Origin of the sequence: Corynebacterium nasorum, assembly GCF_030229765.1 — a bacterium.
Classification (GTDB): domain Bacteria; phylum Actinomycetota; class Actinomycetes; order Mycobacteriales; family Mycobacteriaceae; genus Corynebacterium; species Corynebacterium kefirresidentii.
Window position 1 is genome coordinate 34,632 of record NZ_JASPGY010000002.1, and the last position, 12,767, is coordinate 47,398.

Below are 12,767 nucleotides of genomic sequence, written 5' to 3' on the forward strand. Positions count from 1 at the left end.
CTATCCGGGTTTTACTTCTCCAGACCGGTGGCCTTATTGATCGTCCACGCATACTCGAAGGCGTTTTGGCGCCACTTTTCATAACGGCCGGACACTCCACCGTGGCCTGCAGCCATTTCAGTTTTGAGCAGGAACTCACCGCCGGTGGCCGTCGCCCGCAGCTGGGCAATCCACTTGGCCGGTTCAACGTAGAGCACGCGGGTATCGTTTAGCGAGGTAATAGCCAGGATGTCCGGATAGTCCTTGACCTCGATATTCTCGTACGGCGAGTAGGACTTCATGTAGTCATAGACCTCAGGATCGTGGTACGGGTCGCCCCACTCCTCCCATTCAGGCACCGTCAGTGGAAGCTCCGGCATGAGAATGGAGGTCAGCGGATCGACAAACGGCACGACGGCCTGGATGGCGGTAAAGCGGTCTGGGGCCATATTGGCGATTGCACCCATAAGCATTCCGCCGGCCGAACCGCCCTCGGCCACCATTTGGTCTGCGGTGGTCACGCCTCGGGCGATGAGGTCATCGGCAACGGCGATGAAGTCAGTAAAGGTGTTTTTCTTTTTGAGCATTTTGCCATCGTCGTACCATGTGCGCCCCATCTCGCCGCCGCCGCGCACGTGGGCGACCGCAAAAATCATGCCGCGGTCCATCAGGGACAGGCGGGTCACGGAGAAGGCCGGATCCACGCTGACCTCGTAGGAGCCATAGCCGTAGAGCAGAGTCGGATTCGGCTGGGTGCGGTCAAGATCGGCGCGATGGACAATGGAGACGGGGATGTCGGTGCCGTCGGCAGCCGTGGTCCACACGCGGTAGGCCACATAATCATCCGGATTATAACCACCGGGAACCTCTTGCTCCTTGAGCAGGGTGTACTCGCCGGTGTCCACGCGGTAATCGAAAAGCTGGGCGGGCTGGGTAAAGGACACATAGCTTACGCGAAGCACCGGCGCTTCCCACTCCGGGTTACCAGATACGGAAACGGTGAAAAGCTCTTCGTTGAAGTTGAGCTCTTCGAATTCGCCAAAGCCGTCGTTAATGCGCATGATGGCGGCACGGCCGATGCCGCCGCGGCGGTAACCCACCACAATTTGGTCGCGGTAGGTATCCACGCCCTCGATGCGGGTGGTTTCCTTATGAGGCAGCAGCGCGGGCAGATCCCGAAGAGCGGGCAGCTCGCCGTCGGCCTTGGTATAGCCCACCTCGAAGTTGGGGCCGGTGGCATTGTGGGTGACAATCCAGTAGTCCTCGCCCTTGACGACGACGTGATCGACGTCGTAGTCCACGCCGGATTCACGCTCCCACAGCAGGCGGAAGTCGCCCTCGGGGTTGTCCTCTTCGAGCACCCATACCTCAGAGGTCACCTTGGAGCTTATGCCAAGGAAGAGGTACTTATCAGAGCGGGCGCTGCCGATGCCGACGTTGAAGTGCTCGTCATCTTCCTTAAACACCTGCACGTCCTCGGACTGCGCGGTGCCTACCTTGTGGCGCCAAATGGTATCGGGACGCCATGCATCGTCGACGGTGGTGTAGAAAATAAAGCCGTCTCCAGCCCAGGTAGCGCCGTAGAAAATGCCCTCTAGGTGGTCGTCGAGAAGCTCGCCGGTCTCTAGGTCCTTGATGTAGAGTTCAAAGCGCTCATCTCCGGCAAAATCCACCGAATAGGCTAGGTAGCGGCCAGAATCAGAGATGGAGGCGGCACCGAGCGCGAAGAAGTCCTTCCCCTCGGCCAACGCGTTGGCGTCAAGGATAATCTCTTCCCCGTCCGGGGTGCCTTCCTCCGGGATAACCGGGGCGGTCCAGGGGTCGGACCCCTCCTCTACTGGAAGGCGGCAGGAATAACCGTAGCTCTTACCTTCCTCAGTGCGGCCGTAGTACCAGTAATCGCCGCGGCGGGAGGGCACGGACATATCAGTCTGTTTGATGCGGGACTTAATCTCCTGGAAGATATTCTCCGTCATCTCCTCCAAGTGCGCGGTCTTCGCCTTGGTGTAATCATTTTCGGCGTTGAGGTAATCCAGGGTTTCCTGGGATTCCTTATCGCGCAGCCACTCGTAGTTATCCACGAACTCCCGGCCGTGGAAGGAACGGGTCACGGGGTGGACGGCGGCTACGGGGGCGGAAAGATTCTCGTTGCTCATGCCGTCCCACTGTACGCGTGGCACCCCGTGGTGCGGGAGCTTCGGCGGGGAGTTAGTCCTCGGGCGAGAGGAAATCAGCGAAATGCTTGCCGGACAGCCGCTCATAGGCCTCGATGTAGCGCAGGCGGGTGGCGGAAACGACGTCGGCAGGCAGCTGAGGTGGGGTGCCGTCGGCGGCTTGGTCCCATCCGGAGGCGTCGGAAGTCAGCCAATTGCGCACATACTGCTTGTCGAAGGATGGCTGAACCTCGCCCTCGACATAAGAATCAGCCGGCCAGTAGCGGGAGGAATCTGGGGTGAGGACCTCATCGGCCAGCACGAGCGTACCGTCCTGGTCGAGGCCGAACTCGAACTTGGTATCGGCGAGGATGATGCCCTTGTCCTCCGCAAGCGCGGCGGCCGTGGAGTAGATGCGCAAGGTGGCCGCGCGTAGCTCCTCGGCGCGCTCGGCGCCTAGCTTGTCCACCACGTAGTCGAAGGACACGTTCTCATCGTGCTCGCCCTGTTCCGCCTTGGTGGCCGGGGTGAAGATGGGCTCGGGCAGGCGGGAAGCCTCCACGAGGCCATCTGGCAGCTCGATGCCACACACGGTGCCATTGGCCTTGTACTCCTTCAAACCGGAGCCGGTGAGAAAGCCGCGGGCCACACACTCGAAGGGCAGCATGTCCAATTTCTTGACTACCATCGCGCGGCCGAGGCACTCGGCAGGGATGCGCTCATCATCGAGCGGGCCGGCCAGGTGGTTGGGAAAATCGATGGAATCGAAGAAGAACTTCGAGGTCGCGGTCAGCACGCGACCTTTATCCGGGATGGCCGGCTCTAAGGCGTGGTCGTAGGCGGAGATGCGGTCCGAAACCACCATCAGCAGGGTGTTTTCGTCCACATCGTAGATATCGCGGACCTTGCCGGAGGCAAGATGGGTATATGAAGAAAGCTCAAGACGCATGGCTTTCATTCTAGCGCCCAGGGGTGGCGAGTAGGTTTCGATCAAATAAGCCCCGAAATCCGCGCGGGATCCGGGGACTATTTGATCGAATTGCGAAGGGAGCCGGAAAATGCGGGCTAGAGGATTTCGCCCGGGGTATAGGCGGCGGCCTTGGGGTGCTCGCCTACCAAGGCGTTAATGCGGTTGAGCACCTGGTTGACCTGGGACTCGGCAGCGCCGATGAAGGCGTGCTTATCGGCCAGGGCGGCCTCGAGGTCGGACTCGTCCATGGGCAGGCGGTCATCGGCAGCAAGGCGCTGGACCAAGTCCTGCTCGCCGCCGTTTTCGCGCATATTAAGCGCAACGGCTACGGCGTTTTCCTTGATGACCTCGTGGGCAGTCTCGCGGCCCACGCCGGCACGCACGGCCGCCATGAGGATGCGGGTGGTAGCCAGGAAGGGCAGGTAGCGCTCCAATTCGCGGTCAATCATGGCGGGGAAGGCGCCGAACTCGTCGAGGACGGTGAGGAAGGTTTCGAATTGGCCGTCGAGGGCAAAGAAGGCGTCGGGAAGCGCGACGCGGCGGACGACCGAGCAGAAGACATCGCCTTCGTTCCACTGCTGGCCGGCCAGGTCTGCGGCCATGGTGAGGTAGCCGCGGAGGATGACCTGCAGGCCGCCGACGCGCTCGCAGGAGCGGGCGTTCATCTTGTGCGGCATGGCAGAAGAGCCGACCTGGCCTTCCTTGAAGCCTTCGGTGACGGTCTCATTGCCGGCCATCAGGCGGATGGTGGTGGCCAACGAGGACGGGGCGGCGCCGAGCTCCACTAGGGCGGAGATGGCGTCGAAGTCGAGGGAGCGTGGGTAGACCTGGCCCACGGAGTTGAAGATGCGGTGGAAGCCCAGGTAATCCGCGATGGCGGTCTCTAGGGAGGCAAGTTTGTCTTCGGAGCCGCCCATGAGATCGAGCATGTCCTGGGAGGTGCCCATTGGCCCCTTGATGCCGCGCAGCGGGTAGCGCGCAAGAAGCTCTTCGACGCGCTCTATGGCCAGCAACATCTCGTCGCCGGCCGTAGCAAAGCGCTTGCCCAGGGTGGTGGCCTGCGCGGCCACATTATGGGAGCGGCCGGCCATAACCAGGGACTGGTACTCGGCGGCGTGACGGCCGATGCGGGAGACCACGGCGATGGCCTTATCGCGGATGATCTCCAGCGAGGTGTGGATTTGCAGTTGTTCCACGTTCTCGGTGAGATCGCGGCTGGTCATGCCCTTGTGGATGTGCTCGTAACCGGCCAGCGCATTGAACTCCTCGATGCGGGCCTTCACATCGTGGCGGGTGACGCGCTCGCGCTCCGCGATGGACTCGAGGTTCACGTCTTCCACCACGGCCTCGTAGGCATCGATGGCTTTGGAGGGGATGTCTACGCCCAAATCCTTTTGGGCGCGCATAACCGCAATCCAGAGCTTGCGCTCTAGGATGATTTTATGCTCCGGGCTCCAGATATTGGACAGCTCTGCGGAGGCATAGCGGGAGGACAGGACGTTGGAAATCTTCTTCTTTTCAGCCACGTGGCTATTATTCCATGCCTGCCCCACCGCGGGGTGAAGGGTTAGAGAGAAATCTCACCGTCTTCTGCTCGCTTGCCGATGTCCCGGCGGACAAAACCACCCGCAAACTCGATGCCGTCGACGGTGGCGTAGGCGTCTGCTCGCGCTTCAGCCAGCGTGGATCCCTTTCCCAGCACGCTAAGCACGCGACCGCCCGCGGTGCGGTAGGCGCCATCGGTATGCACGGTGCCGGCGTGCAGGACGCGTTGCGGATCATCCAGCGCAGCTCCGGAGATGGCATCGCCCTTGCGCGGGGAGGCCGGGTAGCCTTCTGCCGCCATGACAACGATAACGGCGAAGCCATCCTCCCATTCCAGCGGCGCGAGCTCGGCCAGGGTACCAGTCGCGGTGGCGTGGAGGGCCTCGGCCAATGGCGACTTGAGAAGGGAAAGCACGGCCTGGGTCTCTGGATCGCCGAAGCGGCAGTTGAACTCGACTACGGCCGGGCCTTCTTCGCCCCACGCCAAGCCGGCATAAAGCAGGCCGGAATATGGGGTGCCGCGGCGCACCATCTCCTTGGCCACAGGGGCGCAGACCTCGTCCACGATGCGCTGCACGCCCTCCTCCGGCAGCCACGGCAACGGGGTGTACGCCCCCATGCCGCCGGTATTGGGGCCTTCGTCGTTGTCATAGGCGCGCTTGTGGTCCTGAGCTGGCAGCAGCGGGACGACGGTCTCGCCGTCAACCAGGCAGAAAAGCGAAATTTCCGGTCCATCGAGAAAAGACTCCAGCAGCACCGGATTGCCGGCGGCAAGGACGGCGTCTACGTGAGCGCGGGCAGCGGCACGGTCCGCGGTGACCACCACGCCCTTGCCACCGGCAAGGCCATCGTCTTTGACTACAAACTGTGGGCCGAAGCGGTCGAGCGCGGCCTCAATGTCTTCCTCGGCCGCACCTGGGCGTAGCTGTTCTGCGCGAGCGGTCTTGACTCCTGCCGCCTCCATAACGTTCTTGGCAAAGGCCTTGGATCCCTCGATCTGGGCTGCTTCCTTGTTAGGTCCGAAGACCGAGATGCCGGCGGCGCGCAGGGCATCTGCCACGCCAGCAACGAGCGGCACCTCGGGGCCGATGACGACGAGATCGGCGGCGATATCTCGGGCCAGTTCTACCATGCGGTCCGCATCATCTACCTGGGAGTATTCCGGGTGGACTGTGGCGAGAGTGGACATGGCCGCGCTGCCCGGCGCGGCATGGATTTCGGTGCTCTGGGGGTCGGCGGACAGGCCCTTAACAAGGGCGTGTTCACGGCCGCCCGAACCAATTACGAGAATGCGCATGCCCACCATCATAACCAGCGGGTAGCCTGGCACACATGGCTTCTGTATTTAGCAAGATCATTAACGGTGAACTACCCGCTCGCTTTGTCTACCGCGATGAGACCTGCGTGGCTTTCCTCTCCATTGAGCCGCTGCGCTACGGCCACACCTTGGTCGTTCCCATCGAGGAAGTAGATAAGTGGACCGACCTGGATCCGCAGACCTGGGCCCACCTCAACGAGGTCGCCCTGGAAATCGGCGGTGCCATCAAGACCGCGTTCAATACCCCGCGCACTGGCTACATCATCGCCGGATTCGACGTCCCGCATACCCACATCCACCTCTTCCCTACCGAAAAGATGGAAGAGTATGACTTTGCCAAGGCCTTCGACGCCGATAACACCGACGATGCCGCGATGGATGAGGCGGCCGCCCGCATCCGCCAGCACCTGGGCTGCAACGAGGAAGGCTTTCGCGAGGAGGACTAGGACTCAGAGGGGGCGTCGGCAAGCGCGGGCAGGCGCACCGTAAAGGTGGTGCCGCGGCCGAGCTCGGAGTCGACGCTAATGCTGCCATCGTGCTGTTCCACTAGGGAGTGGACGATGGCCAAGCCCAGGCCGGAACCGCCGGTATCGCGGGTGCGCGAGGTATCCGCACGGTAGAAGCGCTCGAAGATATGCGCCGCGTCCTCTTTGGACATGCCTTTGCCATCATCGATGACATCGATCAGCACGTCATTGGCTTCGCGGCGCAGGCGCAGCGTCACCGTGGCACCCTCGCCGCCGTGGCGGATGCCATTGGTTACTAGATTAAGCAGCACCTGGTGGAGGCGGCTGGCATCGCCGTTTACCACCGGAATAGATTTGGCGTCATTGGCTACCTTAATCTCGCGGCCGGGGAAGGCAGCACGCGCGGACGAGCCTACGGACAGGGCCAGCTCCAATAGATCCACCGGACGCAGGTCGAGGCGTGTGCCCTCGGCGCGGGTAAGCGCCAGCAAGTCCTCCACCAGCAGGGACATGCGCTTCGATTCATCATCGATCTTTGAAAAGACCATGTCCACGTCCTTGGTGGCACCGGAGCGATAAAGCTCGGTATAGCCGCGCAGGCTAGTAAGCGGCGTGCGCAACTCGTGTGAGGCATCGCCTACGAAGCGGCGCATCTGTTCCTCTTTGTCCTGCGCACGCACGACGGAGCGTTGCAGCTGCCCCAACATGATATTGAGCGCGGCGGCCAGCTGGCCCACCTCGGTATGCAGCGGCCACTTGGGAACGCGCTTGTCCAGGTCGCCCGCCGCGATTTCCGACGCCGTCTTTTCCACCACCCGCAGCGGCCGCAACGCCCTGCGGATAAACCAGAAACCCACGGCCGCAATGGCGGCCAAGGCGATGGCGGCGATGGTCACCTGCACCATCGCCAGGCCGTGCAGGATTTCCTTTTCATGGGTCATATCCTTAGCGATGACCGTGATGACGCCATTAGAATCCGCAAAAGCCAGCGCGCGCCACTTGGTATTGTTCTCGATGGACCCAACGGTGGTGGGATAACCGCCAAGCGGGATATTCTCCGCATTCGGTGTGGTCGAAGACGGCCCCGAATAGCGGATGGTGCCATTGGGCAGGTAGTTCAGCACCACGTATTCGGTAGGCGGGCGCTTGGTGTGATCACCGATAAAGAAGTCATTGCTGATATCGCGTGCCCACGTAGTCGATGCGGAGCGCAGCTCATCATCGACGTTATTAAAGAGCACATTGCGCATAATGGAGTTCACCGCAAAGGACGAGCCTGTAATACCCAGCCCAGAGACTACGACAAGGAGGATGACCAACCACGTTCGCAGCGGCATTGCCTGCGGAATCTGGGAAAACATCCGCCGCTTGGAGGACTTGTCCTCCCCCTCGTCTTGCCCTAGGCCTTCATGCCACATGGATTGCGGGCGCGCTGCCGCTGGCGCAGGCGCCTGGCCCTGGGTCTCCTGTGAATCTTCCATTACTACAGCACTTTAGGAGCGCGGGGTGCGCAGTACATAACCCACGCCGCGCACGGTGTGGATCAACTGGGTATCGCCCGTATCAATCTTGCGGCGCAGGTAGGAGATATAGGACTCGACCACGTTGCCATCGCCGCCGAAATCGTAGTGCCACACGTTATCCAAAATCTTGGACTTAGACAGCACCACTTCTTTGTTCTGCATGAGGTAGCGCAGCAGATTGAACTCAGTGGGGGAAAGCTCGATGAGCTCACCGGCCTTGGTGACCTCATGGGTGTCATCATTAAGCGTCAAATCTGCGTAGCTCATGGTGGCGTCGTTGGTGGATTCTTCCGCCGCACCACCGCGGCGCATGATGACACGCAGGCGGGTAATGACCTCTTCCAGGCTAAATGGCTTGGTCACATAATCATCCGCGCCGATGGTCAGGCCGTGGATGCGCTGGTCCACCCCATCCTTTGCCGTGAGGTACAGCACTGGGCCGTCCAGCCCCTCCTGACGCAGCTTTCCTAGCAGCTCGAAGCCGTCCATACCCGGCATCATCACGTCCAGGATGTAGGCATCAGGGTTTACCTCACGGGCTACGCGCAGCGCCTCGTGGCCGGAATTGGCGCTGAAGACCTCGAAGTTCTGGAACTTCAACGATACGGTGAGCAGCTCCACAATATTGGGCTCGTCATCGACGACAAGAACCTTGGCGAGTTTTTTGTCTTCCATGTTCTCCTCAGACTCCCTTAAAGGTTGCGATTTTCTATCACGCAATCATGACACGCTTGCTTCCCAGCCTACTGAAGAGTTTCTGCCTGAATCCTGTGAACATAGATGCTCGCCCTGGTCACTGCAAAAGAAAACCACGCCCCTCCTCCGTTAAGGAAGAGCGTGGTAACTAACGCGGCGCGCTACTTAGAAGTCCTGCGGGCGTGGGATGTTGCGCAGGTTGGACTTTGCCATGGTGATCATCTGGCCCACACCACCGTCCAGAACAGTGCGGGTTGCAGCCTTGGAGAAGCCCATGAGCTGCTCGATGGTCAGCGTTGGTGGCAGGGACAGGGCGTTGGGGTCAGTAACGACGTCGATAAGAGCCGGGCCGTTGTAGGCCAACGCCTTCTTGATCTGCTCCGGAGCTTCCTTCGGATCCTCGATGCGGAAGTGCTTGATACCGGAAGCCTCTGCAATCTTGGCAAAGTTGACAGACTCGTGGTCGGTCTCGTGCTCTGGCAGGCCCTGCACCAGCATCTCCAGCTTGACCATGCCCAGGGAAGAGTTATTGAACACGAACATCTTGATAGGCAGGTTGTGGAGCTTTACGGTCAGCAGCTCACCCATCAGCATGGATAGTCCGCCGTCACCAGAGAAGGTGATGACCTGACGGCCAGGGTTAGCGGCCTGTGCACCCAGCGCCTGTGGCAGGGCGTTGGCCATGGTGCCGTGGCGGAAGGAGCCAATCTGCTCGCGCTTGCCGTTGGCAGTGATGTAGCGAGCGCCCCACACGTTGCACATGCCGGTATCGACGGTGAAGATGGCATCTTCATCCGCGTTCCTATCAATGAGGTCTGCAACGTACTCTGGGTGGATCGGGGTGTGCTTATCCACGTTGGAGGTGTAGGCCTCCACGACGTGCTCCAGCTTGCCGTAGTGCTTCTTGAGCATCTTGTCCAAGAAGGAGCGGTCCTTCTTCTCATCCACGTGCGGCAGGATGTTTTCGATGGTAGCGGCTACATCGCCGGTAACCGGATAAGAAATCTTGGTGCGGCGGCCGATGTGGGAGCCGTTGATGTCCACCTGTGCCACATTGGCATCCGGCAGGAAGTCGTTATACGGGAAGTCGGTACCCAACAGGATGAGCAGGTCAGCCTCGTGGGTGGCCTCGTGTGCTGCGCCGTAGCCCAGCAGGCCGTTCATGCCCACATCGAATGGGTTCTCGTACTGGATGTACATCTTGCCACCCAGGGCGTGGCCGATAGGAGCCTTAATCTTCTCCGCCAGCTTCAGCACCTGTTCGCGGGCATCCTTGACGCCAGCGCCAACGAAGAGGGTGACAGTCTTAGCCTCGTTGATGGCCTGGGTCAGGGCCGCAGCCTCGGCTGGGTCCGGGAAGACGACTGGGCGACCAGTAGAAATCTTGGACTCCACAAAGGAGTCATCGTCGGCGTCCTGCATGGAGACGTCGCCCGGGATGACCAGGACGGAAACACCGTTGCCTGCCATAGTGGACTGGATGGCATGGTGCAGGACAACGCCGCCCTGCTCAGCGGAATTGACCATCTCGCAATAACCAGAGCACTCCTGGAAGATTGCCTCTGGGTGGGTCTCCTGGAAGAACTTGGAGCCGATCTGGCGGGATGGAATATGGGAAGCCAGTGCCAGAACCTTGGCGCCGTTGCGGTGGGCGTCATACAGGCCCTGGATGAGGTGAGTGTTGCCCGGACCGCAGGATGCAGCACATACTGCCAGCTTGCCGGTGGTCAGGGAATCTGCCTCAGCGGCGAAGGCTGCAGCCTCCTCATTGCGGACGTGAATCCACTCGATGGAGGAGCGACGAACTGCATCCACAATCGGATTCAGAGAGTCACCGACCAGGCCATAAATGCGCTCGACACCCTGCTTTTCTAGGGTGTCAACTAGCTGTTCTGCATAGTTACGTGCCATTAATTATCATCCTTAACTCTTAATTGGTGCTAATACCACTGTGCTACTTACACTGCAGGAAAGTCCACTATTCTCCTATACACTCACACACTGCGTCCAGCTGTGAGGAAGGTAATACTAACCTATCTTTGACTGTAAACTATAACGACCGTTCGGTACTGTTTACTCTGCTATGAGTATCCACCCGCCCCGCGCACGAAGCCTTACCGCTCCGGCCTCCACGGCCGCGCAGCGGTGGTCTTTCTGCGCCGTCATCTCTCTGGGGTTACTCATGGTTGGGCTGGATAATTCCATCCTCTACACCGCATTGCCGCAGCTATCGCAGCAATTGCACACCACTGATACCCAGCAGCTCTGGATTATCAACGCCTACGCGTTGGTACTCTCCGGCCTCCTTCTCGGCACCGGCACGCTAGGTGATCGCACCGGTCACCGGCGGATGTTCCTCATCGGTCTGGCCATTTTCGGCGGCGCCTCCCTACTCGCCGCCTATTCCCCCAGCGCCTGGGCGCTGGTCCTAAGCCGGGCCTTCCTTGGCTGCGGCGCCGCCATCATGATGCCATCGAGCCTTGCGCTTATCCGCCTTACCTTTCCCGATGAGGTGGAGCGCAACACGGCCATTGGCATTTGGGGTTCCGTCGCCGTCATCGGCGCGGCGGCCGGCCCCACCGTGGGCGGCTTCTTTTTGGAGCACTTCTGGTGGGGCTCAGTATTCCTACTCAATGTCCCGGTCGTGGCCCTTGCCCTCGCGTTGACCTTGCTCCTAGCTCCGCCAAACGCCCCAAATCCCCTTAAACACTGGGACTTTCCTTCGTCCCTGTATTCCCTTATCACTCTTACCAGCCTGGTACTGGCCATTAAATCCCTGCCACACGCGTGGCCGGTGAGCGTCGCTGCGGCTGCTGTCTTCGTCTGCGGCGCGCTCGCCTTTGCCCACCGCCAGACCCGCTTGGCAGATCCCCTTCTGACCTTCGACATCTTTGGTTCCCGCGTCTTCAGCGGCGGGGCCTTAGCGGCCGGCGGCGCCATGTTCGGAATGTCCGGCCTGGAGCTGCTCAGCACCCAAAAGCTGCAGCTTGTCGACGCCCTCTCCCCCCTCCACGCCGGCCTTATCATCTCCGCCATGGCGCTATCTGCCATCCCTACCTCCATCTTGGGCGGCGCCACATTGCATCGCCTGGGATTCCTCCCGCTCATAAGCGGCGGATTCCTCCTTATGGCCACCGGCATGATCCTGCTGCTCGCAACCCGAGGCGAGGCGCTTGCCCTACTCGTTGTCGCGCTCGTCCTCACCGGCCTAGGCGCGGGCCTTGCCATGTCCGTATCCTCAACCGCCATCATCAATGCCGCGCCCCTCCACCGCACCGGCATGGCCGCTGGCGTAGAGGCGGTCTCCTATGAATTTGGCACCCTGATTTCCATTGCCCTGACCGGCACCCTCGTGCCTTTACTCATGGCCCGCGAACTCCCACCTCACCTCGCAGAACTAGGAACCGACGCGCTGCATCACCCCGCTTCCCACGCGACCGCCGCCAGCGCCTACAATGCCGGGTATCTTTCCACCATCGGCGGCCTGGCTTGCTTCGCCTTACTCCTAGCCGCGATAACCGCCTGGTGCTTCCGCGATAACCCCAAATCAGGAGATCCCCATGCCGCGAATCAACAAAAAGACCGCAGCCCTTGAAGCTGCGCTCGACATCATCGCCGCCGAGGATGTCTCCGGCCTTACCTATGACTCCCTGGCGCAGGCGACCGGCATGTCCAAGTCCGGTCTCATCTACCACTTTCCTACCCGCCACAACCTGCTGGTAGATTGTCACCGCTTTTGCGCTGAGCGCTGGGAAGAAGAGCTCGAGCAACTAGCCGGCGGCCACCCTGCCAGCGAGCTCAGCTTGGCCGAGCGCTCCCGCGCCTTGGTACTCTCCATGGGCAAAAAGGATCCGCTCGTCAAGCTGCTGATGTGTGTGCACTCCCAGACTCACCCAGATTTTTCTGCCCAATGGGCAGATGTGGATGCACGGTGGATGGTGGATCCCTCCGCCGCCGAGACCGACGAGGATGACCTGCTCGTCATGTTGCTTAGTACGGGGCTGTGGGTGCACGATCACCTCAACCAGCGCAAGCTCTCCCCCGCTAACCGCCAACGCATGGTTGACCGGCTTTTTGGGCTCATTGATGCCCCCACAAAACACCACGAAGGCTAGG

10 protein-coding genes are annotated in these 12,767 nt (G+C 60.8%); 3 read left to right on the forward strand and 7 right to left on the reverse strand.

Translation table 11 applies throughout. The features are described from left to right. Window positions 1-11: 11 nt before the first annotated feature. The 4 genes from QP904_RS02120 to purD form a co-directional block, all read right to left on the reverse strand. The gene (locus tag QP904_RS02120; protein WP_284835439.1) at window positions 12-2,135 is read right to left on the reverse strand and encodes a S9 family peptidase; all 2,124 of its coding nucleotides are present in this window, start codon (window positions 2,133-2,135) and stop codon (window positions 12-14) included. 52 nt (window positions 2,136-2,187) lie between these two features. Beyond that, window positions 2,188-3,081 carry a phosphoribosylaminoimidazolesuccinocarboxamide synthase gene (locus QP904_RS02125; RefSeq protein WP_034655979.1) on the reverse strand — a complete coding sequence of 298 codons (894 nt, stop codon included), beginning with the start codon at window positions 3,079-3,081 and terminating at the stop codon, window positions 2,188-2,190. Window positions 3,082-3,197: 116 nt separating this feature from the next. After that, window positions 3,198-4,628, reverse strand: a complete 1,431-nt coding sequence (gene purB, locus QP904_RS02130) for an adenylosuccinate lyase (protein ID WP_284835440.1) — start codon at window positions 4,626-4,628, stop codon at window positions 3,198-3,200. A gap of 41 nt (window positions 4,629-4,669) precedes the next feature. Then, window positions 4,670-5,944 (reverse strand): phosphoribosylamine--glycine ligase, encoded by a 1,275-nt coding sequence (purD, locus tag QP904_RS02135; RefSeq protein ID WP_284835441.1) that lies wholly within the window; start codon window positions 5,942-5,944, stop codon window positions 4,670-4,672. A gap of 35 nt (window positions 5,945-5,979) precedes the next feature. On the opposite strand from purD, the gene QP904_RS02140 reads away from it, so the two are divergent. After that, window positions 5,980-6,411, forward strand: a complete 432-nt coding sequence (locus QP904_RS02140) for an HIT family protein (protein ID WP_023019885.1) — start codon at window positions 5,980-5,982, stop codon at window positions 6,409-6,411. On the opposite strand, the gene QP904_RS02145 is transcribed toward QP904_RS02140, so the two are convergent. From QP904_RS02145 to QP904_RS02155, 3 genes are all read right to left on the reverse strand, one after another. Beyond that, window positions 6,408-7,913: a sensor histidine kinase gene (locus tag QP904_RS02145; RefSeq protein ID WP_284798039.1), complete on the reverse strand. Its 1,506-nt coding sequence runs from the start codon at window positions 7,911-7,913 to the stop codon at window positions 6,408-6,410. The genes QP904_RS02140 and QP904_RS02145 overlap by 4 nt on opposite strands. Before the next feature lie 12 nt (window positions 7,914-7,925). Continuing rightward, window positions 7,926-8,630: a response regulator transcription factor gene (locus QP904_RS02150; protein ID WP_023019887.1), complete on the reverse strand. Its 705-nt coding sequence runs from the start codon at window positions 8,628-8,630 to the stop codon at window positions 7,926-7,928. A gap of 186 nt (window positions 8,631-8,816) precedes the next feature. Next, the gene (locus QP904_RS02155) at window positions 8,817-10,562 is read right to left on the reverse strand and encodes a pyruvate dehydrogenase (protein WP_239205519.1); all 1,746 of its coding nucleotides are present in this window, start codon (window positions 10,560-10,562) and stop codon (window positions 8,817-8,819) included. Between the two features lie 172 nt (window positions 10,563-10,734). Between QP904_RS02155 and QP904_RS02160 the strand changes: the two genes are divergently transcribed. Then, the gene (locus QP904_RS02160) at window positions 10,735-12,246 is read left to right on the forward strand and encodes an MFS transporter (RefSeq protein ID WP_284835442.1); all 1,512 of its coding nucleotides are present in this window, start codon (window positions 10,735-10,737) and stop codon (window positions 12,244-12,246) included. Continuing rightward, on the forward strand, window positions 12,212-12,766 hold the full coding sequence (locus QP904_RS02165; RefSeq protein ID WP_284835443.1) for a TetR/AcrR family transcriptional regulator: 555 nt from the start codon (window positions 12,212-12,214) through the stop codon (window positions 12,764-12,766). Before QP904_RS02160 ends, QP904_RS02165 begins: the two co-directional genes overlap by 35 nt. Window position 12,767: the final 1 nt, after the last annotated feature.

Excerpts from the sequence above, each read along its gene's own strand:
- QP904_RS02165 (WP_284835443.1), top strand. The coding sequence starts at position 12,212 with ATGCCGCGAATCAACAAAAAGACCGCAGCCCTTGAAGCTGCGCTCGAC.
- QP904_RS02140 (WP_023019885.1), top strand. The coding sequence starts at position 5,980 with ATGGCTTCTGTATTTAGCAAGATCATTAACGGTGAACTACCCGCTCGC.
- QP904_RS02160 (WP_284835442.1), top strand. The coding sequence starts at position 10,735 with ATGAGTATCCACCCGCCCCGCGCACGAAGCCTTACCGCTCCGGCCTCC.
- purD (WP_284835441.1), bottom strand. The coding sequence starts at position 5,944 with ATGCGCATTCTCGTAATTGGTTCGGGCGGCCGTGAACACGCCCTTGTT.
- QP904_RS02120 (WP_284835439.1), bottom strand. The coding sequence starts at position 2,135 with ATGAGCAACGAGAATCTTTCCGCCCCCGTAGCCGCCGTCCACCCCGTG.
- QP904_RS02150 (WP_023019887.1), bottom strand. The coding sequence starts at position 8,630 with ATGGAAGACAAAAAACTCGCCAAGGTTCTTGTCGTCGATGACGAGCCC.
- QP904_RS02155 (WP_239205519.1), bottom strand. The coding sequence starts at position 10,562 with ATGGCACGTAACTATGCAGAACAGCTAGTTGACACCCTAGAAAAGCAG.
- QP904_RS02125 (WP_034655979.1), bottom strand. The coding sequence starts at position 3,081 with ATGCGTCTTGAGCTTTCTTCATATACCCATCTTGCCTCCGGCAAGGTC.
- QP904_RS02145 (WP_284798039.1), bottom strand. The coding sequence starts at position 7,913 with ATGGAAGATTCACAGGAGACCCAGGGCCAGGCGCCTGCGCCAGCGGCA.